General features: G+C 55.0%; 26 protein-coding genes. 9 read left to right on the top strand and 17 right to left on the bottom strand.

Going from position 1 to position 24,204, the window contains the following annotated elements; translation table 11 throughout:
* Positions 1–3: 3 nt before the first annotated feature.
* The 4 genes from L1065_RS03770 (at position 4) to L1065_RS03755 (ending at position 3,867) form a co-directional block, all read left to right on the top strand.
* On the top strand, positions 4–954 hold the full coding sequence (locus L1065_RS03770; protein ID WP_237094102.1) for an ester cyclase: 951 nt from the start codon (positions 4–6) through the stop codon (positions 952–954).
* Positions 955–979: 25 nt separating this feature from the next.
* Positions 980–1,945 carry a cupin domain-containing protein gene (locus L1065_RS03765; RefSeq protein WP_237094101.1) on the top strand — a complete coding sequence of 322 codons (966 nt, stop codon included), beginning with the start codon at positions 980–982 and terminating at the stop codon, positions 1,943–1,945.
* 69 nt (positions 1,946–2,014) lie between these two features.
* Positions 2,015–3,136 (top strand): cobalamin-independent methionine synthase II family protein, encoded by a 1,122-nt coding sequence (locus L1065_RS03760; protein WP_237094100.1) that lies wholly within the window; start codon positions 2,015–2,017, stop codon positions 3,134–3,136.
* On the top strand, positions 3,133–3,867 hold the full coding sequence (locus L1065_RS03755; protein ID WP_237094099.1) for an alpha/beta fold hydrolase: 735 nt from the start codon (positions 3,133–3,135) through the stop codon (positions 3,865–3,867). Before L1065_RS03760 ends, L1065_RS03755 begins: the two co-directional genes overlap by 4 nt.
* Here the strand turns inward: L1065_RS03755 and L1065_RS03750 are convergent.
* On the bottom strand, positions 3,856–4,431 hold the full coding sequence (locus L1065_RS03750; RefSeq protein WP_237094098.1) for a DUF6151 family protein: 576 nt from the start codon (positions 4,429–4,431) through the stop codon (positions 3,856–3,858). The genes L1065_RS03755 and L1065_RS03750 overlap by 12 nt on opposite strands.
* Positions 4,432–4,453: 22 nt before the next feature.
* Positions 4,454–5,725, bottom strand: a complete 1,272-nt coding sequence (gene phaZ, locus L1065_RS03745; RefSeq protein ID WP_237094097.1) for a polyhydroxyalkanoate depolymerase — start codon at positions 5,723–5,725, stop codon at positions 4,454–4,456.
* Between the two features lie 122 nt (positions 5,726–5,847).
* On the opposite strand from phaZ, the gene phaC reads away from it, so the two are divergent.
* The 3 genes from phaC (at position 5,848) to phaR (ending at position 8,999) form a co-directional block, all read left to right on the top strand.
* On the top strand, positions 5,848–7,680 hold the full coding sequence (gene phaC / locus L1065_RS03740; RefSeq protein ID WP_237094096.1) for a class I poly(R)-hydroxyalkanoic acid synthase: 1,833 nt from the start codon (positions 5,848–5,850) through the stop codon (positions 7,678–7,680).
* Between the two features lie 157 nt (positions 7,681–7,837).
* The gene (locus tag L1065_RS03735) at positions 7,838–8,275 is read left to right on the top strand and encodes a phasin, PhaP (protein WP_237094095.1); all 438 of its coding nucleotides are present in this window, start codon (positions 7,838–7,840) and stop codon (positions 8,273–8,275) included.
* A gap of 175 nt (positions 8,276–8,450) precedes the next feature.
* Positions 8,451–8,999, top strand: a complete 549-nt coding sequence (phaR, locus tag L1065_RS03730; RefSeq protein WP_237094094.1) for a polyhydroxyalkanoate synthesis repressor PhaR — start codon at positions 8,451–8,453, stop codon at positions 8,997–8,999.
* 114 nt (positions 9,000–9,113) lie between these two features.
* Here the strand turns inward: phaR and L1065_RS03725 are convergent, their stop codons facing one another.
* On the bottom strand, positions 9,114–10,469 hold the full coding sequence (locus tag L1065_RS03725; RefSeq protein ID WP_237094093.1) for an aminotransferase: 1,356 nt from the start codon (positions 10,467–10,469) through the stop codon (positions 9,114–9,116).
* A 108-nt stretch (positions 10,470–10,577) separates the two neighbouring features.
* On the opposite strand from L1065_RS03725, the gene L1065_RS03720 reads away from it, so the two are divergent.
* Positions 10,578–11,534: a LysR family transcriptional regulator gene (locus L1065_RS03720; RefSeq protein WP_237094092.1), complete on the top strand. Its 957-nt coding sequence runs from the start codon at positions 10,578–10,580 to the stop codon at positions 11,532–11,534.
* On the opposite strand, the gene L1065_RS03715 is transcribed toward L1065_RS03720, so the two are convergent.
* From L1065_RS03715 to L1065_RS03660, 12 genes are all read right to left on the bottom strand, one after another.
* A complete protein-coding gene (locus L1065_RS03715; protein WP_237094091.1) occupies positions 11,531–12,721 on the bottom strand; it encodes a DegT/DnrJ/EryC1/StrS aminotransferase family protein in 1,191 nt (396 codons plus the stop codon). The two genes, L1065_RS03720 and L1065_RS03715, sit on opposite strands and share 4 nt — an antisense overlap.
* A 62-nt stretch (positions 12,722–12,783) precedes the next feature.
* Positions 12,784–14,070: an FAD-binding oxidoreductase gene (locus L1065_RS03710; RefSeq protein WP_237094090.1), complete on the bottom strand. Its 1,287-nt coding sequence runs from the start codon at positions 14,068–14,070 to the stop codon at positions 12,784–12,786.
* A complete protein-coding gene (locus L1065_RS03705; protein WP_237094089.1) occupies positions 14,067–15,419 on the bottom strand; it encodes a glutamine synthetase family protein in 1,353 nt (450 codons plus the stop codon). Before L1065_RS03705 ends, L1065_RS03710 begins: the two co-directional genes overlap by 4 nt.
* Entirely contained in the window at positions 15,416–16,102 is a 687-nt protein-coding gene (locus L1065_RS03700) for a type 1 glutamine amidotransferase (protein WP_237094088.1), read from the bottom strand. The genes L1065_RS03705 and L1065_RS03700 overlap by 4 nt, the downstream gene beginning before the upstream one ends.
* A gap of 49 nt (positions 16,103–16,151) precedes the next feature.
* On the bottom strand, positions 16,152–17,384 hold the full coding sequence (locus L1065_RS03695) for a glutamine synthetase family protein (RefSeq protein WP_237094087.1): 1,233 nt from the start codon (positions 17,382–17,384) through the stop codon (positions 16,152–16,154).
* 23 nt (positions 17,385–17,407) lie between these two features.
* The gene (locus tag L1065_RS03690) at positions 17,408–18,214 is read right to left on the bottom strand and encodes an ABC transporter permease (protein WP_237094086.1); all 807 of its coding nucleotides are present in this window, start codon (positions 18,212–18,214) and stop codon (positions 17,408–17,410) included.
* Positions 18,211–19,092 (bottom strand): ABC transporter permease, encoded by an 882-nt coding sequence (locus L1065_RS03685; RefSeq protein WP_237094085.1) that lies wholly within the window; start codon positions 19,090–19,092, stop codon positions 18,211–18,213. The genes L1065_RS03690 and L1065_RS03685 overlap by 4 nt, the downstream gene beginning before the upstream one ends.
* Before the next feature lie 65 nt (positions 19,093–19,157).
* The gene (locus L1065_RS03680; RefSeq protein ID WP_237094084.1) at positions 19,158–19,883 is read right to left on the bottom strand and encodes a transporter substrate-binding domain-containing protein; all 726 of its coding nucleotides are present in this window, start codon (positions 19,881–19,883) and stop codon (positions 19,158–19,160) included.
* Positions 19,884–19,913: 30 nt separating this feature from the next.
* Positions 19,914–20,660 carry an ABC transporter ATP-binding protein gene (locus L1065_RS03675; RefSeq protein ID WP_237094537.1) on the bottom strand — a complete coding sequence of 249 codons (747 nt, stop codon included), beginning with the start codon at positions 20,658–20,660 and terminating at the stop codon, positions 19,914–19,916.
* 116 nt (positions 20,661–20,776) lie between these two features.
* Complete coding sequence (locus L1065_RS03670) at positions 20,777–21,487, bottom strand: phosphate/phosphite/phosphonate ABC transporter substrate-binding protein (RefSeq protein WP_237094083.1); 711 nt, start codon at positions 21,485–21,487, stop codon at positions 20,777–20,779.
* 16 nt (positions 21,488–21,503) lie between these two features.
* Positions 21,504–21,941, bottom strand: a complete 438-nt coding sequence (locus L1065_RS03665; protein ID WP_237094082.1) for a TerB family tellurite resistance protein — start codon at positions 21,939–21,941, stop codon at positions 21,504–21,506.
* A 37-nt stretch (positions 21,942–21,978) separates the two neighbouring features.
* Positions 21,979–22,272, bottom strand: coding sequence for a DUF1330 domain-containing protein (locus tag L1065_RS03660; protein ID WP_237094081.1), 294 nt, complete (start codon positions 22,270–22,272; stop codon positions 21,979–21,981).
* A gap of 160 nt (positions 22,273–22,432) precedes the next feature.
* Here L1065_RS03660 and rpiB point away from each other — a divergent pair, with 160 nt between their 5' ends.
* Positions 22,433–22,882, top strand: a complete 450-nt coding sequence (rpiB, locus tag L1065_RS03655) for a ribose 5-phosphate isomerase B (RefSeq protein ID WP_237094080.1) — start codon at positions 22,433–22,435, stop codon at positions 22,880–22,882.
* Positions 22,883–22,949: 67 nt separating this feature from the next.
* On the opposite strand, the gene L1065_RS03650 is transcribed toward rpiB, so the two are convergent.
* Positions 22,950–23,801: a PhzF family phenazine biosynthesis protein gene (locus L1065_RS03650; RefSeq protein ID WP_237094079.1), complete on the bottom strand. Its 852-nt coding sequence runs from the start codon at positions 23,799–23,801 to the stop codon at positions 22,950–22,952.
* Positions 23,798–24,196, bottom strand: coding sequence for a TerB family tellurite resistance protein (locus tag L1065_RS03645; RefSeq protein ID WP_237094078.1), 399 nt, complete (start codon positions 24,194–24,196; stop codon positions 23,798–23,800). Before L1065_RS03645 ends, L1065_RS03650 begins: the two co-directional genes overlap by 4 nt.
* Between the last annotated feature and the right edge of the window lie 8 nt (positions 24,197–24,204).

Below are 24,204 nucleotides of genomic sequence, written 5' to 3'. Positions count from 1 at the left end.
CTGATGCGCGGTTTTGATAACAAATTCAAAGACTTCCCTGACTATATCATCGGCATCACCAAAGAGATTTGGGAAGATCGCGGTATGGGCGAGGCGATGTCGCGCTACTACCACCCCGATGTGATCGTGCGCATGCCTGGCAGTTTCGGACGCGGCGAGGCGGGAATGACGGCAGCGACAATGGCCACGATTGTTCAGTTTCCCGATCGCACGCTTTTGGGACAAGACGTGATTTGGTCTGGCACGCCAGAGGACGGGATGCTGTCATCGCATCGCATTTTGTCGACGGCGACGCATATGGGCGATGGCATGTTCGGCCCGCCCACAGGGCGCAAAATTGCCAGCCTCGCTTTGGCGGATTGCTATGCCAAGGACAACATGATTTCCGACGAATGGCTGATCCGCGACAGTGGTGGCATCGTGCGTCAAATCGGTGGCGATCCCAAGGAATTTGCTGCTGAAAACATGGGCAAGATCACGCCCTTTACCCCCGATATGGATGTCGATGGCCCCTATATGGGCCGGGGTAACGACAACGCGTGGGGCGCGAAAACAGCCGACATGTTAACGCGCCTCATGCAGGCCGAATTTTCGTTGATCCCAGAGGTCTATGACCGCGCGGTTGAGACCCATTATGCAGGCTCGCGCACAGGGCATGGCACCGCCGCTGCCGATGAATTCTGGCTTGGCTTGCGCAGTGCATTTCCGTCGGCGCAGTTTAGCGTCAAACACGTGATCGGGCGCGAAGATCCCATGATGCCGCCCCGCGCGGCGGTGCGTTGGGCGCTGGACGGCACCCATGATGGGTGGGGCGCTTTTGGGCGCCCGACAGGGGCCAAGGTGCATGTTATGGGGATCACCCATGTGGAATACGGGCCGTGGGGCCTGCGCCGCGACTACACCCTTTACGACGAGGTTGCGATCTGGACACAAATCCTGTCGCACACCGGATAGCCAAAACACTTGTGGAGCCTGACCAATGCAAGCCAATGACATGACCGCGCGGATCGTCCGCTACGGCGATCTCAAACCCTGTAAAACCGCATTTATTGACGCCCATACACCCGGGAGTGATCAAAAGGAAAACTTTACGATCATCGGGGGCGGCGTGTCGGAAAGCGCTGACCAGCATGTGCATATTACCGACCAGATCGGGTTTAATATTGGTGCGGCAGGACAGCCGCCCAAGTGCCGCAACTCGCTTCACAGTCACCGCACGGCTGAGGTGTTTTTTGTGCTGTCCGGTCGCTGGCGGTTTTTTTGGGGGCGGCATGGCACGGCAGGCGAGGTGGTGCTGGAGGAAGGGGACATCTTTAACATCCCTACAGGCATCTTTCGCGGATTTGAGAATATCGGTACCGACTACGGGATGATCATGGCGATCCTTGGCGGCGATGATGCAGGCGGTGGCGTGATCTGGGCACCGCAGGTGATTGAGGACGCGCAGGACCATGGCCTGATACTGGGCGAAAACGGCAAGCTTTATGACAGCAAGAAGGGCCAAGGCCTGCCTGAAGGCGTAAACCCCATGCCCCTGCTGACCGAAGAAGAGTTGAAGGCATTTCCCGAACCCACAACCGCGGATGTCATTCCCAACTATGTGGCGCGCTATTGGGATATGATGGCCTTGGCCGACAAACAGCCCTGCGATGTCATTTCACCAACGGGTCTGTTGAAAGACAAACCAGGATTTGAAGTGGAACTGCTGTCGCGCACGTCCGTCAGTGATGCGCCGCACACCTGTGATCAGCACGAAGTGTTGATGGGCATGAAGGGGCATTGGCGTGTCACGGTTGATGGTTTTGATACGGCCATTGCGCCCGGCGATACCTTTGCGATCCCGCCTGGTGTGACGCGGTCGATCAAACCTGCGATGACGGGGCAGGCCAGCCTTTACCGGGTGCGTGCGACCGAAGATCCAGCAGGGCTGACATGGCAGTCCTAGTCTTGCGAAAAAGCGCTTGAGGGCAGGGGTAAAAGACTTCACTCTGCCAACAAATACAGGAGCAGTTTTATGGTCAAAACCAGCCATGTCGGCAGCCTTCCCCGCACGCAAGAGGTGGTGGATTTTATCTTTGCGCGCGAAAACGGCGAAGCCTATGACAGTGCGGCGTTTGACGCCTGCATGCGATCGGCGGCGGCCGAGACAGTGCGCAAGCAGGTGGAGGCAGGTATTGATATTGTCAGTGATGGCGAAACGTCAAAGATCAGCTATGCGACCTATGTCAAGGATCGCTACACGGGGTTTGACGGGGACAGCCCGCGCAATGCCCCTGCCGATCTCAAGCTGTTTCCGAGCTTTCTTGAACGCCTTGCAAACGAAGGGGGCACACCGCAATACGCGCGCCCGATGTGTGTCGGCGAAGTAAAATCCAAAGGCCAAGAGGATTTGCATAAAGATATTGCGAACCTCAAGGCAGGGATGGCCGAACACGGAGCCGCCGAGGGCTTTATGAACGCCGCAAGCCCCGGTGTGATTAGCCTGTTTTTGCAGAATGATTTTTATGCCAGCCGCGATGAATACCTGGCCGCTTTGGCAGATGCCATGCGCGAGGAATATCGCACGATTGTCGATGCGGGGCTGTATTTGCAGCTTGATTGCCCCGATCTTGCGCTGTCGCGGCACATGCTGTTTCAGGACCTGAGCGATGAAGAATTCCTGAAGATTGCGGCCAGCCATGTTGAGGCATTGAACCATGCCCTTGATGGCATCGATCCGTCACGTGTGCGTGTCCATATCTGTTGGGGTAATTATGAAGGGCCGCATGTCTGCGATATTGATATGGACAAGGTGTTTGGCACCTTGATGAATGTGGGTGCCAGCCAGCTTTTGTTTGAAACCTCAAATCCCCGCCACGCCCACGAATGGACTGTTTTCCGTGATCGTGCGGCCGAAATTCCAGACGATAAAATCCTTGTGCCCGGCGTTGTCGATAGCACAACAAATTTTGTCGAGCATCCCAAGCTGGTGGCCGAACGCATTGAAAAGTTTGTGAACATTGTCGGCGCGGATCGTGTCATTGCAGGCAGCGATTGCGGGTTTGGCACATTTGCAGGCTTTGGTGCTGTGGATCCGTCTATCGCCTATGCCAAACTTGGTGCTTTGGTCGAGGGGGCAAAGTTGGCGCGGCTATGACTGAACCGATCGTCTTTTTGCCAGGAATGATGTGTGATGCGCGGCTCTTTGGGCCGCAAATCGCTGCGATGTCCTCTACCCATGCTGTGACGGTTGCGCCAATCACCCAAGGGGAACGTGTCGAGGAAATCGCAAGCGGTCTGCTGGATTTATTGCCCAAAAAGTTTGCTTTGGCGGGGCTATCGATGGGCGGGATCGTCGCGATGGAGATTCTACGCCGCGCACCAGACCGGATTTCGCGGCTATGTTTGATGGACACCAATCCATTGGCAGAGACACCACAGATTGCCGCGATGCGCGAACCCCAGATCGTCGGGGCCAAAACAGGTCGCCTGTTAGAAATCATGCGCGATGAAATGAAACCGAACTACCTTGCTCCCGGTCCTGCGCGCGATGAGGTTTTGTCGCTTGTGATGGAAATGGCCCAAACGCTTGGGCCAGAGGTTTTCATCCGTCAATCCCGTGCCCTGCAACGCCGCCGTGACCAACAGGGGACCCTACGCAAAATCAAGGTGCCGACTTTGATTATGTGTGGCGAACATGATGCGCTGTGTCCTGTAAGGCGGCATACGTTTATGGCAGAATTGATCCCCAATGCGCGTTTGCACGTCATTGACCGAGCTGGTCATCTTCCGACTTTGGAAACACCAAATGAGGTGATTGATCAGCTGTATGCATGGATGAAACAGCCCTTTGTGCTGCAAAACCCTGTGGTCGGATCACAGACCTGAATAAGCCGCGTCGCGTTCTGCTTTGTCCAACACGATCGGCTCAACCACGGGTTCCATGGACGACGCATCAAAAAACGGCGTGTCTTTCCAGCGACCGGAGATGCGTTCACGCGCCATTCGGCTGATCATGCCTGCCATCATATGGCGCATGCCGGGGTGCGTGGTTTTACCGTTATTTTTGACAAAGCCCCGCGTTTTTACGGGGCCAATGTCCGCACCGTCTTCCATGGTGCTGGTGACGACCCCGACAAAGGGAAGTTTTGGTGATTTCATTGTGTTGTACATCGGCGTGTTACAACATTTGGCATACCAACGCAGAATGCCGGCCTGACGAAGTTTCATCACGCCAAGGTTTTCACCACCTTTAAGGATTTTGAGGTTGCTTGGACTGGTTTGATACAGATCCACGCCTTCCGCGCCAGGATCATCAAGGCCGAGGTGGTTGTTGGCCGCACGGCAGTCATCGCAATGACAGACAATATGCGTGCCGTGTTGCGGACCGACGTTGAGAAGTTTTGCGCAAAGCGCCCCGCATGTGCAGGTAAGCGTTACATCTTTGTTCATCGTCGGCCCCTTTTTGATATCGTTATGCGGCCGCGTTGTCGTTAGCCGCCTTTTTCGATGATGGGCGCGCATTGGCGTCGATAAATTCAAGCACCAGCGGGCGGATATTTTCGCGCCATTTGCGTCCCGCGAAGATACCATAGTGGCCTGCACCTGGTTCCAAATGACTAGCCTTTTTGCTGTCATCAAGGCCAGTCAACAAATCGAGAGCGGCAAGGCATTGACCCGGCGCCGAGATGTCATCGTTTTCACCTTCAACGATTTTCACCGCAACATCTGTGATATCACCGATGTCCACCTGCACGCCTGCAACGACGAATTCGTTTTTCGCAATTTCACGTTCTTTGAAAATGCGCTCAACCGTTGAAAGGTAGAATTCGGCAGTCATGTCCATAACCGCCAGATATTCGTCATAGAATTTGTTGTGACGGTCGTGTTCGGATGCTTCGCCATTGGCGACCCGCGTGATTTGGTCTTGGAAGGCTTTTGAGTGTGTTTGACTGTTCATCGAAATGAAAGATGTCAGCTGAAGCAATCCTGGATAGACCTTGCGACCGACGCCTTTGTATTTGTACCCAACACGCTGGATCATCATCTCATGCAGTTGCGTCATCGTCACGGAGTGGCCGAAGTCTGTCACATCAGTGGGGTTTGCGTTCGGGTCAACGGGCCCGCCAATGAGTGTCAGAGACGCAGGTTGCGCCTTTGGGTCTTCTTTGGCCAGATAAGCCGTTGCCGCCAGAGCCAGCGGGACGGGTTGGCACACAGCAATCACATGGGTTTCCGGGCCAAGTTCCTTCATGAAGTCAGCCAGATAGAGGGTGTAATCCTCGATGTCGAATTTGCCTTGGCTGACGGGGATATCACGGGCGTTGTGCCAGTCGGTGATATAGACCTCACAATCAGGCAACAGCGACAGCACCGTCGAGCGCAGCAATGTCGCGTAGTGGCCCGACATGGGGGCCGCGATCAAAACCTTGCGCTTGCGCGTTTTTCGTCCTGCGACCTCGAAGTGAAGCAAGTCGCCAAAAGGGCGCTCAATGATCGGTGTGTATTTTACGATGTGGTCTTTGCCATCTTCGCAGGTAAAGAAATCGATACCCCAATCAGGTTTGACCACCATGCGCGCAAAACTGCGTTCGGTGACTTCGCCCCAAGCGCGCATCCAATCCAACATGGGATTCGGCATTGCCGCTGTGGCGGGATAACTGTTGAGCGCGTGGGCGGTGGCCCCCAACCATTGGTTGGTGTTCCGCATCGTTTCCATAAAGTCGTATGACATCATGTATTTCACGGGTCTCTCCATATATGAGGCTGTCTGGTTTCACCTATCAGACAGGCGTAACAATTCGTCGCCTTTGCTCCCCGTGAAAGCGACTGTATTCTGCATGTGCAAAGTAGAGGGGCAAATTCGATATGACAATGGAAGAATCGTCAAAAACGTCTGGTCAGACTGACACAGGCGATACCGACGCATCCGCAGCCGACGATAAAATCACCGAGAATTTGGCGAAAATCGAAGCCCTTTCCACTCGCTTGACGAAAGCCATGCAGCACAAGCGGCCCGTCAATCCTGCTTTGGAAGGGCCCGGCGGCGATTTGATGATGAAAGCCGCAAATGCCTATATGACCGAAATGATGCGTGATCCGGGCAAGCTGTTTGAAACGCAAGTCGCCTTCTGGGGGAAAAGTTTCAAACACTACCTTGATGCACAATCCGCATTGGCCACAGGCAAGCTTGTCGCGCCCAAGGATGACACGCCTACGGATCGACGTTTCAAAAACCCCCTTTGGGACACACACCCCTACTTTAATTTTATCAAGCAACAGTATTTCCATCAAGCCGAAGCCATCGCAAATGCGGTCAATGCCCTTGATGATCTGGAGGATGCTGATCGCAAGCGCCTGACCTATTTCACAAGCCAGATTGTCGATATGATGGCACCCACCAACTTTTTGACGACCAATCCCGATGCTTTGGAAAAAGCGGTGGCCACAGAAGGTGAGTCCTTGGTTCAAGGGCTTGAAAATCTGGTGCGCGATATTGAGGCCAATGATGGCGACCTGTTGGTCACCTTGGCGGATAAAAACGCGTTTAAGGTTGGTGAAAACCTTGGAACGACGCCCGGCAAAGTCGTGTTTCGCAATCGCATGTTTGAGCTTATTCAATATGCGCCGACCACGGAACAAGTGCATGAAACACCGTTGGTGATCTTTCCGCCATGGATCAACAAGTTCTACGTTCTGGATCTCAAAGAGCAAAACAGCCTGCTAAAATGGATCGTAGATCAAGGGTTCACCCTGTTTGTCGTCAGTTGGGTGAACCCAGATGAATCCTACGCCGATGTCGGGCTAGAGGACTATATTCAAGAAGGCTATATGGCCGCCATCGCCGAGGCCAAAAAGATTTCGGGCACCAAGAAAGTGAATGCGGTCGGCTACTGTATTGCAGGCACCACTTTGTCGCTGACCTTGTCAAAGATGAAACAGGACAAGGACAAGTCGATCAACTCGGCCACGTTCTTTACAACCTTGACCGATTTTTCGGATCGGGGCGAGGTTGGGGTTTTTCTGGAAGATGATTTCGTAGATGGAATCGAAAAGCAGGTGCAGCAAGATGGCGTGCTGAACAGCTATTTCATGTCCCGCACCTTTAGCTATTTGCGCTCAAACGATCTGATCTATCAGCCCGCCATTCGCAGTTACATGCTTGGTGAGGCGCCACCCGCGTTTGACCTGCTTTTTTGGAACGGGGATGGAACAAACCTGCCGGGGAAGATGGCCATTGAATACTTGCGGGGCCTTTGTCAGCGCGATGAATTTGCCAGCGATGGGTTTGATCTCTTCGGTCAAACGCTGAAGATCAAAGACGTCAACGTGCCTGTGTGTGCCATTGCTTGCGAGGCCGATCACATTGCAGCTTGGAAGTCATCGTTTAACGGCGTTAAGAAAATGGGCAGCAAGGACAAAACCTTTATCCTGTCCGAGTCTGGCCATATCGCGGGCATCGTCAACCCTGTGAGTAAGAACAAATACGGGTTTTATACGAACTCGAACATCAACCAGTCGGCTGACGACTGGAAAGAAACAGCGGACTTTACACCAAAACAATCGTGGTGGCCGACATGGGGCGAATGGCTTTCGGGTAAATCGGGCAAGATGATTCCCGCACGTCGCCCAGGCGATAAAGGCCATAAAACCTTGGATGATGCACCTGGCACGTATGTCGTTGCAGCTGTAGGTGACTGAAATTACGCCATTCTTTTTTCATATCGTGGCAGGGTGACGCAGGGGTATGCTGCAGCGCAGAAAAAGGTTGATATTCTGCGCTGCAGCATGCATATTGTTTGCAGATGCAGAAACCGGGGTTGGCTCGGTCACGATCTAAACCAAAGGACCTGATACAATGGCACAAGATTTCACAGCAGTCATGAAAGACATGATGGGCGCATTCCCAGTAGACACAGCTGCAATGCAAGACGCGTTCAAAACACAAGCTTCGCTTTCGGAAAAAATGTCTTCCGTAGCTCTTGAAGCTGCCGACAAATCGACAGAAATTTCGTCGAAGTGGACAAAAGAGACACTGACCAAACTGGCAGACGTCACGAAAGTCAAAGAAGATCCTGCTGACTACACAAAAGCGATGACAGACTTCGCTTCGGCAACGGCTGAAGCTTCGGCTGAATATATGGCTGCTTTCGCTGAAGTTGCGAAAAAAGTTCAGATGGAAACAGTTGAACTGATGCTGGCCGCTGGCAAAGACATCAGCGAAGAAACAACTGCTGCCGTCAAAAAAGCGACAACAGAAGTAACTGCTGCTGCGAAAAAAGCTGCCGCTAAATAAGCGACGCTTTTAAGTATTCACTGCTGAACTCCTCCCAAATCTCAGTGTGAATATCGGGGTGGGCCTTTCGGGGCTCACCCCTTTTCTTTGCGTCGTGCAAATGGATGCTTTCCTTTTGTTCTGCATGCGCATAGGCTTTCTCTGCACTGCAAAAAGGTTTGGGAGGACCCGCCGCATGGCTGATGAAAAGCCCCCACTTCTGATCAAGCGCTACGCAAGCCGCCGTCTCTACAACACAGAGACAAGCGATTATGTGACGTTAGAAGACATCGCGACAATTATTCGGGAAGGGCGGGAAGTTCAGATTGTGGACTTGAAGTCTGGTGACGATCTGACACGTCAGTATCTTCTGCAAATCATAGCGGAACACGAAAGCCGCGGTGAAAATGTGCTACCGGTCGGTGTCCTGAATGATCTGGTGCGCAGCTACACCACGCAGGCGGGATCGGTCGTGCCGCAATTTCTGCAAATGTCGTTTGATATGCTGCGGGATGGCCAGACCAAAGTTGTCGATCAGATGAACACCCTGAACCCTCTCAGTAAAATGCCCGGGTTTGAGGCCATGCAAGCGCAGCAACAAGCGTTCATGAAAGCGATTACAGGTGGCATGACAAACTGGTCCGCGCCCACGCAGGAAACACCCGCCAAAGAAACTGGTGAAGATCTGGACGAGATCAAAGCACAGCTGGCCGATCTGCAAAACAAATTATCGAAACTGAAGTAGTCAGTCGTTGCGTGACATCGCATCGTCCCGAACACTTATGTGGTGCGACATTCATAGAATTGTGGGGACTGCGCGGTGGATGCATGCACTCCGTAGGCCGACATAACACGTCGTTCAGGTGACTTCTGCAAACACCTTTTTCAGCGACGCCTCAAGCTTTTCAAACATTTCATCCATTTGCGCAGTCGTCATAATGAACGGGGGGCACAACACGATGGATTGGCCGAGTGGCCGGCAGATCAACCCGTGATCGGTACAGGTATTGGCGATACGTTCTGATACGGACAGGGATCCGTCAAAGGGGGTTTTGCTTGCTTTGTCTGCAACCGCCTCAAGCGCGCCCATCAGTCCCTTGCCGCGCCATTCACCGATATTGGAGTTATGGGAAAGCGCTTCCAACCCCGCTTCAAAGCGCGGGATCAGGGCTTGGGCTTGTTCCAACAGGCCACCTTCAAGGATCAATTCGATGGATTTGAGCGCTATGGCGCAACCGACAGGATGGCCAGACGCGGTAAACCCGTGTGGAAATTCTTCCATCATGTCGGCTGCATGTTGCAACCGATCTGACAGGTCCGGCCCCAAGATGACAGCGCCCATGGGGAAATAGCCTGCGGTCAGCGCTTTGGAGCTGATGATCGCGTCGGGGATAAAGTCATAGGTCTGGCACCCCCAGACCGATCCTGTGCGCCCGAACCCGCAAATTACCTCATCTGCAATCAGGGGTATCCCGTGTTTTTTCAAAATAGGCTGAACGGCTTGGAAATAGCCGTCTGGGGACGGGATCACACCGCCTGCACCAATCACAGGTTCCGCAAAAAACGCAGCAATGGTGTCAGCGCCTTCGCGCGCGATGACATCTTCCAGTTCGGCGGCCAGACGCGTGGTGAACGCAGCCTCGGTTTCCCCGTCCTGTCCTTCGCGCCAATAGTGGGGGCAGGTCAGGTGGATGAAGCCGTCGAGCGGTAAGCCGAACACCGAATTATATGGCTTGCCAGTCATGGACGCTGAAACAACTGTCACACCGTGATAGCCGTTCTTGCGCGTAATGATCTTTTTGCGCTGCGGCGCACCTTCTGAAATCCCGAGCATCCACAGCATTTTGACCATCGTGTCATTCGCCTCGGACCCCGAGTTGGTATAAAAAACCTTACCCCGTTCAAAGGGCGACACTTCGATCAGCTTTTCAGACAGCATCACCGTTTGGTCGGACATCCGCCCAAAAAACGCGTGATAGCCTGGGAAGCGTGCAAACTGTGCTTGTGCAGCTTGTGTCAGTGCAGGGTGGTCAAAGCCTGCCACCATGTTCCAAAGCCCCGAATTGGCATCCAGATACTGCCGCCCGTTTACATCCACGACATAGGGGCCATGCCCGTGTGTCAGAACAACTGTTCCGCGGTCATGGATGGTCGGCAGATCGGTGAAGCCATAAAAACTATGGGCATCTGCACGGGCGTCCCAACTTTGTGACATGGTATTTTTCATCGGGTGACCTCTTGATATGACGCCAACGCTACGCGGGCCGTTGCGCGTTGCCAAGAATGGTTTTAGCGTTCAGCCACGTTTGTTGAAAGGACCCCGATGGCAACCTCCCAAGACCGTTTCACCCTTTGGGGTATCGAGGTGTTTTTGGCCACGGTCGAAGAGCGCAGTATCAGCGCGGCCGCGCGTAGATTGGGCACATCCCCGGCAACGGTCAGCCAACAGTTAACAAATCTTGAAACAGCCATCGGTACGACACTTCTGGATCGATCTCAGCGCCCCATTATGGCCACGCCCGCTGGTGATACATTCCGGGTGCGCGCCCAGAATATCGTAAATGAGGCAACTCAAGCGCGGTCCGAACTTGCCTTGGATGGTCAAACGACTTTGACAAGTTTCCGCCTTGGAATGATCGAAGATCTGGATGCGGATGTAACGCCAAGGTTGCTTTCCGACATGGCCGAAAAGCTGGAAGGCTGCCAATTCCTGCTTGAAACGGGCGCGTCCCACCGCTTGTTTGATCTGCTGGACGCCCGCGCCCTTGATATGATCGTCGCTGCAGATATGGGCGCTGCTGCGGATTGGACGGACGTCTATCCGCTTTTGTCGGACCCATTTATCGTTGCAGTGCCGAAAGGGGAGCCTGTCGATGCACTCTCGCTCAGTCAAAGGCCGCTTATTCAATATACGCAGCGCCATCACATGGGCCGCCAAATCACCGCCCATTTGGCGCGTCAGCGCATTCCGTTCATTCGTCAGTTCGAATTGGACAGCTACCATTCGATCCTTGCCATGGTTGCGGCGGGTCAGGGATGGGCCATCCTGAGTGCGCTTGGCTGGATGAGGGCAGGGCGTTTTCGTGATCAAGTCGACATTGCGCCCCTGCCGTTCGGCAAACTTGGCCGAACGATCAGTTTGAACGCCCGCAAAGACGTATTGCGGGACATGCCTGGCGAAACGGCGGATGCGTTACGCGCAATTCTTGCGGAAATGATCGTTCGTCCAGCGGTGGCGGAAACACCATGGCTGTCCAATGCGCTTCGGGTTGAGCGTTAAGCGGCTTTTGACACGGTTGCCTTGTCCAGAGCCGCAAGCAGAATGCCGGCAACGGCATCGCATTCGGCCAGGGTTAATCTGGCAGGCAACCGCACATCGCACGCCCGCATCAACATGGCCCGCGTCTGTGGCAGATCATCCGGCACATCAAGGAATTCCCAATTCCAGAACGCGCGTGCATTGTCAGTGCTTTGGCCAAATATCTGAACTTTTACGCCCATCGCTGCGCTGATCTGGGCAAATTCAAGCATTTGGTTTTTTGAAAGGCCGACCAGATTAAACTGTAGGCTATCGGGGGCGCGTTCTTCCGGTGCCAGTTTCTCAGGCACCTCGATAAATCGGGACGTGCTGATCTTGGCGGCAACATGGTCGTGATTGCGCAGACCGTCACGCACCCTGCGCGGCACCTCGGGTAGTTGTGCGCGGACGATGGCGGCGGAAAGATTGGACAGACGCAAATTATAAAGCGGCAATTTATTCTGCCACCGCTGCATCGCATCATGTGCGACATCGTGTTTTTTCCAAGCGTGTTCATAGGCGCCAGACATAATCACTGCGCGGGCGACAAGATCGGCATCATCGGTGACAAGGATGCCTCCTTCGCCAGCGTTCAAAAGTTTGTAGGATTGAAACGAGAAGCATCCGATTTTGCCAATCGTGCCGATGTTTCGTCCGTCCCAAGTTGTCCCGAGACTATGGGCGGCATCTTCGATGACGGGGATGTCACGCGCATCGCACAGAGCCATAATGGCATCCATGTCGCTCGTATGTCCGCGCATGTGGCTGATGATGACCGCTTGTATCGTGTCATCCAGTTTGGCTGCAAAGTCTTGGATATCGATGCGGTAGTTTTCGCCAACTTCACACAGCACAGGCACACAATCCGCGTGCACAACCGACGACGGCACAGCAGCAAACGTGAACGCGGGGATCAGGACACGTGCATCACGTGGCAGGTCTAACGCCTTCAGAGACAAAAACAGCGCCGCCGAACAACTAGATACCGCCAGCGCGTAGCGGCTGCCCAACATTTCGGCAAATTCGCTTTCCAACAGGCTGACTGGCGCGCCCGCAGCGGCGGTGTATCTGAACAGATCACCAGAACTTAGAAGTCGCTCAATCTCGGCTTGCACGGCGGATGGGATGGGTTCGGCATCATAGACGTTGGGGGCATTGAGAGGCTGCATATTCGGTATATCCTAATTTCTCTTTCGGATATCCTAAATGAGCTGGCTCAGAAATCATATGATTAATTCCGCCGCACCCAATCCTTTAGCGCCATCCAGCGCATAGCTGCACTCGTAATGGCGCCACCAAAAACGGAACCACCCGGAAGTGCAGGGGTTGGCAAGCGTCCCACACAGTCAAAATCATCGCGTTTGCCTAGCATCGCATCAACGCAAAGTGCGCCGCAAAAGCTGCCAAGCACCAGCCCGTGGCCCGAATACCCACCGCTGGTGAACAGGCCATCGCCCAGATCAGCCACATAAGGCAGCCGTGTGGCCGTCACCGCAAGGGTGCCGCCCCAGGTGTGGGTAAACGTGACGTCCGAAAGGTCGGGGTAAATGCCCATCAGGTTTTTGCGCACCCGAGCGGCGATATCGCGGGGAAAGCGCCGTCCATAGCTTTCGCCACCCCCATAAATCAGCCGACCATCCTGTGTCTGCCAAAAGTAGTTCAGCACGAATTTATCATCAAAAACGGCAACGGGCCGCGTGATGGGGGCAGACAGGCCAAGCGGCTCTGTCGCGGCCATATAATTGTTGATCGGCAAAACCCGCGCTGCGGTTTTGCGTGTCAGATGCGCGCCGTAGCCATTTGTTGCGTTCAGGGTAAAGCGGGCTGTCACGCGCCCTGCATCGGTTTGGACCATGCCGGGCGCAATTTTGTGGACGGTGCTACGTTCATGAAACACCACACCCGCGGCAACGCATGCACGGGCCAGCCCGAAGGCATAGGCCAGCGGATTGCAGTAGCCAGAAGTGGTATCAAGCACGCCCGATTGATAGGCTTTTGTCCCAAGTGTCCCGGCCATTTGGTTGGCATCAAGCGGGCTAAGAGTATGACCCAAGCCATTCAGCGTCTTTAGAACACGGGGCTGATCGCGTGGCGCTTGCGCAAAGGACGCAGCCAGCAGCCCTGCTTGAAACTGTGCATCGGGTGCGTGTTGGGCCATAAGATCGAGCGTCATCTGGCGGGCCTTGATCGCCAAACGCTCAAAATGTTCGGCCTCGCCACGTCCGAATTTTGCGGTCAGCTTTTGAAGATCCCAATTCCATCCGCGGCCGACCTGTCCACCATTGCGCCCCGATGCGCCCCACCCAACGCGGTGCGCGTCCAGCACAATGACCGACATGCCCGACAGGGCCGCGTGCAAGGCCGCAGATAATCCTGTAAAGCCAGCGCCGATAACGCATAGTTCGGCTTTGGCCTCTCCGCGCAGCGGATCGAAATGGGCAAGCCCTTCACAGGTTTGGGCATACCAACTGGACGGGTAGTGGCCTTGGGGCTCATTTGCGAACAGCCAGCGGCTCATACGTTCAGCAAAAGGTGTTCGCGTTCCCAGGGGCTGATCTGCTGCAGAAACTCGTCATATTCTGCGCGTTTGACGATGGAATAGACACGAGAGAATTCTTCGCCAAGCAGGGCGTTGATCTTGGGCGCGTTATCCATCGCATCAAGTGCTGCATAAAGGCCCCTTGGGATGGCTTCGGCAGCATCATAAGCATCGCCTTCGCAAACGTCGGTCGGGCTCTTTTTTTCAAGCAAGCCAAGAAGCCCGCAGGCCAAAGATGCGGCAAACCCCAGATATGGATTACAATCCATGCCAGCCAAACGGTTTTCGACGCGGCGGGCATCCGGATCGCTAATGGGAATACGAATGCCTGTTGTGCGGTTGTCGCGGCCCCATTCCAGATTAATCGGGGCTGCGTGATCAGGCACGTAACGGCGGTAGCTGTTGACGTAAGGGGCCATCAACGCAATGGCGCTTGGCATATGGTTTTGCAGTCCCGCGATAAAATGGGCAAACGCATCGGTTTCGTTGCCAGCAGCATCGCTAAAAATATTACGCCCGTCTTTGCCCAGAATAGAATGATGAACATGCATGGCGCTGCCTGGTTCGTTCTCTATCGGTTTGGCCATGAACGTCGCAAAACAATCATGTTTGAGCGCAGCTTCGCGGATCAGCCGTTTGAAATAAAATACTTCATCAGCCAGTTTCACGGGATCACCGTGTCGTAGGTTGATCTCGACCTGACCCGCACCGCCTTCTTGGGTGATCCCGTCAATCTCGAAACCCTGCGCTTCGGCAAAATCATAGATGTCGTCAATAACGGGGCCGTATTCGTCGACTGCAGACAGCGAATAAGCCTGCCTTGCTGCGGCGGGGCGGCCTGTGCGCCCAAGCATCGGTTCTATGGCGTGGCGGGGATCGGTGTTGCGCGCAACAAGGTAGAACTCCATCTCAGGGGCGACAACAGGGTGCAGACCTGCCGCTTCATAGGCCGCCACCACGCGTTTGAGCACATTGCGTGGAGCCATCGGGATCGGTTCTCCATCGCGCGTCGTGGCATCGTGGATCACTTGTAACGTCCAATCACCTGTCCAAGGTGCCGCTGTCGCTGTGCTCATATCAGGTGTCAGGATCATATCGGGCTCGACAAACCCGTTTTCCCCTGCAGCTTCCCCCCATCCACCAGCGATGGTTTGAAAGAAGATGGAGTGTGGCAGGAAAAACTGTTTCTGCTTTGCAAATTTGCTGGCAGGCACCGCTTTGCCGCGCGCAATCCCCGACAAATCGGCGATGACACACTCAACTTCGTCCAAGCGGTGTCCCTTTAGATAGTCACGCGCGGCTTGGGGAAGATCATCTGTCCATGTCATGGCGCACCGCGCTTCAAAAAGTCGGCAAGTGCCTGGGCGACTTTGTCCCCCTCGTTGGGAAGGCTGACCGCGGCTTGTGCCTGATCCATCAAGTCCTCCGGATAATCCGCGGTCCCGCGCCGGTTTTCGATATAGCTACCGATGACAGGGTTGGTCAGCTCGGGGTGGGGTTGGACCGTCATCACCTTGTCACCGTAGACAAGTGCCGCATTACGACAAAACGGGCTGGACCCGATGACCCGCGCATCTGCTGGCACAGTGACAACCTGGTCTTGATGCCACGCATTTACAGCAACCCGTCCAAGGCCTTCCATTTCATAATCATGACGCCCGATGGCCCAACCGCCTGTGAATTTTTCCACCGTGCCACCAAGCGCCTGCGCAATGATTTGATGACCAAAACAAATACCAACCATCGGACGATCTGCATCATAAATCCTGCGGATCAACTCTTCGAGCTTGGGAATAAATGCGTGGTCCTCGTAGGCGCCGTGTTTGGACCCTGTGACCAGCCAACCATCAGCCGATTTCGGGCTGCGTGGAAATGCCATGTCCACCACATTCCAGGTCTGAAATGTGAAATTTTGTCCTTCGAACATTTGATGAAACAGAAGATCGAAATCGCCGTGACTTGCTTTTACTTCATCAGGCGTATGCCCACATTGCAGGATGCCGATTTTCATCTGTGACCTCTGTCGTTTGCCAAAGCCTAGCCGATGCATTTAACCCGCGCTAGAGCCGTTCGCGGTAGAGCGCAAATTGCTCTGATTCAGGAAGTGCGCTGATCTTGGTCACCTCCTGCCGTTTGGTGGCGCATAGATTTTCGATAAGCAGTGGATCAAAGATCGCCTGCATCGTGGCCGCGGTTTCGAACCGATCAATCGCGCTTGTCCAGTCGGGCGCAAGGCGGGGTAAATCCAATGTGTATGCATTGCCTGTTATCGCAGGGGGCGCGGAAATCCCGTCTTCAATTCCACTTAGTGCGCTGCCCAGTATGGCGGCCAGCATCAAATACGGGTTCGCATCACACCCCGCGACCCGATGTTCGATACGCCGCGCATGGCTTGGCCCGCCGGGAATACGTATGGCGCAGGTGCGGTTGTCATACCCCCAACCAACCCCGCACGGTGCATGCGTTTCGGGGATAAGGCGGGCGTAGGAATTGCCATGGGGTGCAAAGACCAATGTCGCATCACTCATCGCCGTCAGGCAGCCTTGCACAGCATGATGCAAAACATCTGATCCCGCGCGGCTTGCATCATCAAAAATGTTTTGCGCGCCTTGCATAACGCTGAAATGGACATGCATGCCGTTGCCTGCATCGCTGTCGTCGGGCTTGGCAGCAAAGCTTGCATTCAACCCATGCTTCAGCGCCATCTCCTTGACCAGAAGTGTAAAAAGAGCCGTGTCATCTGCGGTCTTTAATGCATCCTGATGGTATAGGTTTATTTCGAATTGCCCCACACCAGCTTCGGAAATCGCAGCATCGGCGGGGATATCCATCGCCTCCGCCGCATCATAAAGCGCATCGAAAAACGCCTCAAACCGATCCAGCGCGCGCAAAGACAGAACCCCCGGTGCTGTGATTGGTGCGCCTGATTTGGGATCGTCCGCGTCAAGCAATGTGAATTCCAGCTCGGTTGCTGCGATGACCCTAAGACCCTTTGCTGCAAATCGATCCAACACCCTGATCAATGCAACACGCGGATCGCCTGCAAACCCGGCCATATACATCGGGATCAGGGTTGAAGGCGTGCGCAGCCATGGCATAGGGACAGGGTCGCGCTCCCAAGGGGTAAGGATGCCATCGGCATCGCCTGTTTCAAAAACCAGCTTGGATCCATCGATATCTGCCCCAAAAATATCGACATTCAAAACCGAAAAAGGCAGCGCCATTGGCTGACCTGCATGGGCCGCCGCGACCCGTTTGCCGCGCCACTGACGGTTTAGATCAACACAAGCCATACGTACGGTTTTTGGATGTGCTGTCATCGGATGATCTGTGGCATCAACTTCATCTTGGGTCGTGCTGTTTGCGGCAAATGGCGGTTCAGCTTTTTGTTAATGATGCCAAAAATCCCGATGATAACCAGCGTAAGCAAGATGAAATACATCGCCAAAATGGGGTAGGGTACGAAGGGGTTAAACGTCTTGTCGGCAAAATAATTGGCATAATAAAGCGCGTCTCCGCGTTGCTGCCATGCCGGAAACCCGCTGAAAAAGACGAGGGTTGTGGAATGAAACAAAAAGATCGCCTCATTGGTGTAGGCAGGCCATGCCAGCCGCAGCATCGTTGGCCATATGATCCGCTTGAACCTTGGCCAGCCTGACATGCCGTAGGCGTCGGCGGCTTCTGTGTCACCTTTGGGTATGGATTGCAGGGCACCATAAAAGATCTCGGCGGAATAGGCGGACGTGTTGAAAAACAAAACCACAAGTGCCCCCGCCCAGGCCGCGGAAAGCGGATCAAAAATGGGCGAGACCTGTTTCAAGGATAGAAAACAGAAATACCCAAAGAAGAACTGGATAAACAAAGGCGATCCGCGGAAAATGAAGATGAACCATTCAGATGGTTTACGGATAAGCGGATTTGGACTGGCTTTGCCGACGGCCAGCGCGGTCGCAAAAAAGAAGCCTGCGGCAAGTGCGATCACACCGAAATAGATGTTCCAGAGCATGCCAGACCCAATCAGTGTGAATTGCTGGCACAGGGTAAAGTCCGCACGCGGCAACAAACGCTCGCCAATACCGACCGATCGCAGGCCGTAGTCCATGATCGTCTGCGCACAGCTCATGCGGCTTTCCTTTGTGCTTCACCTGCAGCGGTGGCTTGGCCGTGCGTCAGGCGCGCCATCAGCCTGTCCAGCACAACCTCGGACAGTTTGGTGAACGCCAGATAAAAGACCAGCAAGGCAAGGAAATACCACATCCGCCAGTCCCCGTGGGGGTAATCGGTGAACCGCGGGGTTTTTGATCCTCCAAGCTCGCGCGCCCAATAGACAATGTCTTCCACACCAAGCAGGAACAGCAAAGGCGTGGCTTTTATCAGAACCATCCACAGGTTCGATAGACCCGGCAGCGCGTAGACCCACATCTGCGGAACAAGAATGCGCCAGAAGGTTTGACGCTGGTTCATGCCATAGGCGGCGGCTGTCTCTAGCTGCGCTGAGGGGACAGCCCGCATCGCGCCATAAAGCACGTTGGCCGCAAAGGCACCAAATACGATGGCAAATGTTAGAACTGCCGTCGCAAATCCGTAAACTTCATGCACCCATTGCGGCGCGTTTCCCAATGGTAATTTAGCGGCTGCACAGACAACAAAGTCGTTTCCCTGGCGCACGGCTTCCGTCCAGTCGGGACAAAGAATGCGGTGACGGATGTATTCAAACATCTGGTCCAACGCGATAACGAAAAACAAGAAAAACGCGATGTCAGGCACGCCGCGCACAATGGCAATATAGGTCTTGCCGAACCATCGTAGGGGCGCAAAACCCGCCCGCGCGGCAGAGGCGCCGCCAAAGCCGAATAACAGCGCCGTTGGTGCCGTGATCGCCAACAAAAGAAGCACAGTGCCAACAGACCAGTAGAGCGACATATGTTTGCCCGTGGTCAGGTAGCAGGCCATCCATTGCCAATCGGGCAATGAGGCGGGGTCTGTGCAGAAGGTGAACATGGCGCTTGCCTATGCGAATGGATAAAAAAAGGGCGGCCCGAACCGACCGCCCTTTTCAGTTTGATTTAGAACGTCGCCGAATCTGGCAGCCACTTTGTGATCAACGCGTTCAGCGACCCATCGTCTTTCATGGATTGAATGGCGGCGCTCATTTTATCGCGCAATTCGTTGTCGCTTTCGCGTACGCCCATGCCAATGCCGCCGCCCAAAAGAACGTCTTCCCCAACGATCATCAATTCGGCTTCTGCTTCGGCGATTGGCATCAGGAAGGATTTGTCGGCCAGCACCGCATCGGCTTCGCCAGCTTTGACGGCTGCGACCGTTTCTTCCGGTGTTGCAAACTCTACCAGTGTTGCGCCCATTTGTGCTACGTGACCTGCTTGGATGGTGCCCGATTGCGCCGCGATCACGCCACCGTCCAGATCAACGCTGTCTGACATCGCCAGATAGGCCGAAGGGTCGGGTTGCGTATATGGATCGGTGAAGTCGATCACTTCATCACGTTCGGCCGTGATCGACATGCCTGCGATAATCGCATCGTAATTGCCCGACACAAGGTTCGGAATGATGCTGTCCCATTCGTTTGTAACCCACTCGCATGAAAGTTCCGCGCGGGCACACAGTTCATCACCAAGTTCGCGCTCGAATCCATCCACTTCGCCTGCATCGTTCAGGAAGTTGTAGGGGGGGTATGCGCCCTCGGTGCCAAGACGCACAGTGCTGTGGCCATCGGCCATTGCCATGCCTGCCATCAAGGCTAATGCAGCCGTCGAAATAATCAGTTTTTTCATGAGTTTATTCTCCCTTGCTCATGTATTCGTTTAACTGTGGCCTGCGCTGAGAAACTGGCGCAGGCGGTCAGATTTTGGCGCGCCGAACACAGCGTCGGGCGGCCCTTCTTCTTCGATCAATCCGTGATGCAGGAACACAACGTGGTCCGATACATCGCGGGCAAGATTCATATCGTGGGTCACAATCAGCATGGTGCGCCCTTCGGCGGCGAGGTCTTTGATCACGCGGATCACCTCTTGTTCCAACTCTGGATCAAGGGCTGATGTGGGTTCATCAAACAGCAATGCTTTGGGCTCCATGCACAGCGCACGGGCGATGGCGGCACGTTGCTGCTGGCCCCCCGAAAGCTGTGCGGGATAGACATCGCATTTGTCGCCGATCCCGACTTTGTCGAGGTATTTGCGGGCGGCGGTTTCAACCTCGGACGCGTCGCGTTTGAGAACGGTGACAGGTGCTTCCATCACGTTTTCAAGAATTGTCATATGCGACCACAGATTGAACTGCTGAAATACCATGCACAGGTTCGTGCGGATGGCCCGGACCTGTGCTGCATCCGCAGGTTTGCGGTTGTGATTGGCCCCGCGCCAGACCACGGGTGCGCCCTCAAACAGGACATCACCTTGCTGGCTATCTTCCAGCAGGTTTGCACAGCGCAGCAGGGTGGATTTTCCCGAACCCGACGAACCGATCAACGATACCACATCCCCGCGACAGGCACGGATAGAGACGCCCTTGATAACCTCAAGGTCGCCATAAGACTTGTGCAAGTCCCTCATCTCGATCACGGGATCTGTCGTCAAACCCAATGCTCCCTCAGCGCGCAAGTCGTCAGTAAGAGGCGATTCTATGGTGATTGCAATGGTTTGCGTGGCGTGAAGAAGGCGCTTCAACCCTAGGGGGAAGGCGGGATCGGTTGCGCGAAATAAGCAGCGATTGGAATATCGACCAACTGTTGGATGCCAAGGCTTTCGCGCAGCGTGGCGGGGGCCGTTTCGATCGCCGCGCGTATGGCCGCCGCAATCTCATTTGGGTCCTGATCACGCGCGGTGATATACGGAAGGCCCGGCGTTGGTGTGGTCTGCGCGATGACTTGCAGGCATGCAGGCAAACGACCTGACGTTTTCAATAAACCGAAGGTGATTGCGTCGACGGCGCAGACATCAGCTTTTCCTTGGGCAACATATTCCAAAGATGCGGCGTGGCTGCCTGTTGCCAACTTCTGGATAGGCGCAGGACGGCTGGTTTCGGCGGCGTAGGCGCATAATGCCGCCCATCCTGATTGTGACAACGCGTCGTTGAAGGCCCATCTATCGCCCCAAGATGATCCCTCACGAGTGACAATGACGCTGAAATAATAGCCAGCGGGGCAATCCGGAAGGCCATAGTCAGGCGTGCCGACCAGCTGCACCTTGTCTCGTAGTTTTGTGCGCAGTGGTAAGGCGCAGGTTTGTGACAGTAGTAAATCTTGATCCTGCCAGTGGCCGATCAAATCAGTGGGGTGGCATAGGTCTTGGGGGCCGTATCCTAGGTTTTGCTCTATTCTGACCCAGTAGTCCGCTAGCGCGGCAGACGGCACATCATACATCGGAAGGCTTGCAAGCATGGGACGCGACAGTGCGCTAGTCGTCCGTCGCACGTTGCCGCGCAAGGTTGCTGTCCATGTCCGATACGCCAAGGAACTTTGCGACCATACGCAGCAGGGCCACTTCCTCGTCGTCGCGTTGGTCGTCGGCCATTGCCACGGACCAGAGCGCTTCGATCACGGCGACGCGGTCTTCATAGGCAATGGCGTTTTTGATGGCATCGGTAAAGCGCACGGTATCAGGCGCTTCGGATTCCAGCGTTTCAGCGCGCAGCTTGAGGTCTTGCGCATCAGGCCCACTGAGGCCGTAGCGTTTTGTGATAATCGCGGTGATGCGATCTTGTTCGGACGCAGCATAATCGCCATCCGAGCGCGCAACGCGCACCAAAAGGGCGGTAAGGGCCAAGCGCGCATCTGTCTGGGACAAAGGTTCGGGCTTGGGCGCCGAGAGGCGGGAGAGGAAATCTGCAAACATACCAGTAATTTAGGCGATGTTTTGGCGGTGACAACCCCTAGCTGTCATAGCCTTCGACAATCACCAGATCACCTTCGCTGATTGGTGTGCGCAAGGCCTTTGCGGCTTGGTATTCGGGGCTGTGATAGCAGTCTTGAGCGGCTTGGAGGCTGGGGAATTCGATGACAACGGTCCGTGGATTGCTGCTGCCCTCTTCAATCGTTTGGGTACCGCCGCGCACCAGAAAACGGGCGCCATATTTGGCAAAAGGCGCGGCATTTGCAGCCTTGTAGGCTTCATATGCATCAAGATCATGCACGATATTGTGGGCAATCCAATAGCCTTTGGGCATGGTTCTTCCTTCCTGTTTTTGGCCGAAAATCGGCGTATGGCCTAGCGTCTGCTCACGGTATGGCAATGCGTCAGACGTTTTGCTGACGGAACCGTTTGACGAATGGCGTTTCGTTTGATCTTTGGAGCGCAGAAATCATTCCATTGCAAGGACCCGCGCCATGAGCTCCAAACCCCGTATCGTTCTGTCGAGCGACCACGCTGCCATTGACCTGCGACAAGCCATCGCCGCGCATGTCAAAGGTCTTGGCCATGAGGTGCATGATATCGGCCCGACCACCACCGAAAGCACGCATTATCCCAAACATGGGGCCGCAGCTGCACAAATGATTGCAGATGGCGATGCCGATTTGGGTATCATCGTTTGCGGCACGGGGCAGGGTATTATGATGGCGGCCAACAAGGTGAAAGGCATCCGCTGCGGTGTGTGCAGCGATACGTTTTCGGCCAAGATGATCCGCGCCCATAATGACGCAAATATGCTGGCCCTTGGCGCACGTGTTCTGGGCGAAGGTCTGGCGCTTGAAATCGTCGAGGCGTTTGTGGATACCGCATTTGAAGGCGGGCGGCATGGCACGCGCGTGGACATGATCAAGGCGTTGGAAGAGTAGGTACAACCGTTCAGACGTAGGGAAGTCGCGTTTCTGAGGGGGGTATCGTCAAGCTGGCTACAGAACGCTAGGGCACAGCGATCGTCCCACTGGAGATCGGCACGGCGGTCCCGCCGATGCGGACGGCCGTCAGTGCGCCGTTCGCCACATCCGCTTCAAAGCTGATCCGGGAGGGGCGGCCCATCTGGACGCCTTGCGTCAGGGAAAGCCGGGTGGTGCCATCTGGCAAAGCAGAATGACCAAGCAGCTGGCTGGCGAGGATGGCGCTGGCGCTGCCTGTGGCGGGATCTTCGGGAATGCCAGCCGTGGGGCTGAACATGCGGGCATTAAAGGCGGGCGTATAGAGATAGGCACTGTCCACATCGCAAGCGGCCATAAGTGCGGACCACTGCGGCTCGATCGGGCGGGCGCGGGCCAGCGCGATATCTGTTTTAACCGGCACATATAAAAACCGCGGTCCGCCTTCGTGCACGCCCGCAGTGTGCGGACCAAGATCATCGCCGTTCAGATCAAGCGCGTTGGCGAGCAAAGACAGGTCAATCTGTGCATCATACGCACACGGGATAACGGGGGCGGTGAACTGCGCCGCGCCATCGCGGATGACGACCGGGACAAGGCCAGCCGCCTCTTCCAGTGTTACCTGTGTCAACTGGTGTGTCTTGGCAAGGTGCAGCGCACAGCCGATTGTGGGGTGCCCTGCAAAGGGGATTTCTGCGGTGGGAAAGAAAATACGCACCTTGGCGGTGTGCGCTGGATCATCGGGCGTTTGAACAAAGATCGTTTCGGACAGATTAAACTCACGCGCGATGGTTTGCATTTGTGTGTCCGATAACCCGTCTGCCCCTTCGACGATGGCTAAGGGATTGCCGGCAAAGGCGCGGTCGGTAAACACATCATAGGTGTGAAAGCGCAGCATCATTCAGATGTGTCGAGGCGATCCCGCATGTCGACATAGATTTCATGTTCGCGGCTGTCTTCCGAGCCGTCGGCTAGGATGACCTCGCGCAGATCGCCCAGAAACGCCTGACGGTCTTGCAGGCTGGTGACGCTGCGCAAAACCTCTTCTACAGCTTCGGTTTCGGGCATTGCTTTTTCCAAGGCTTCACATTCGGCGCGCAGTTTTGCGGCTTCGACAACATTGATGTCAAAGCGCAGGGCCAGAAGTTTGTCGATCATGGCAATTTCCGAGGCCCGATAGGTCCCGTCGGCCTTGGCGACACGCACCAAAAGCGCGCCAAGCGCGTGTTTGGCATCCATTTCAGCCAGTGGTTTCGGGGCATCTGCGGTCCACAGTGCGGTGATCCGTTCAAACATGGCAGCCT

The sequence above is a fragment of the Nereida sp. MMG025 genome, assembly GCF_021654165.1.
Lineage (GTDB): Bacteria > Pseudomonadota > Alphaproteobacteria > Rhodobacterales > Rhodobacteraceae > Nereida.
This window is presented reverse-complemented; position numbering and strand designations above follow the sequence as displayed.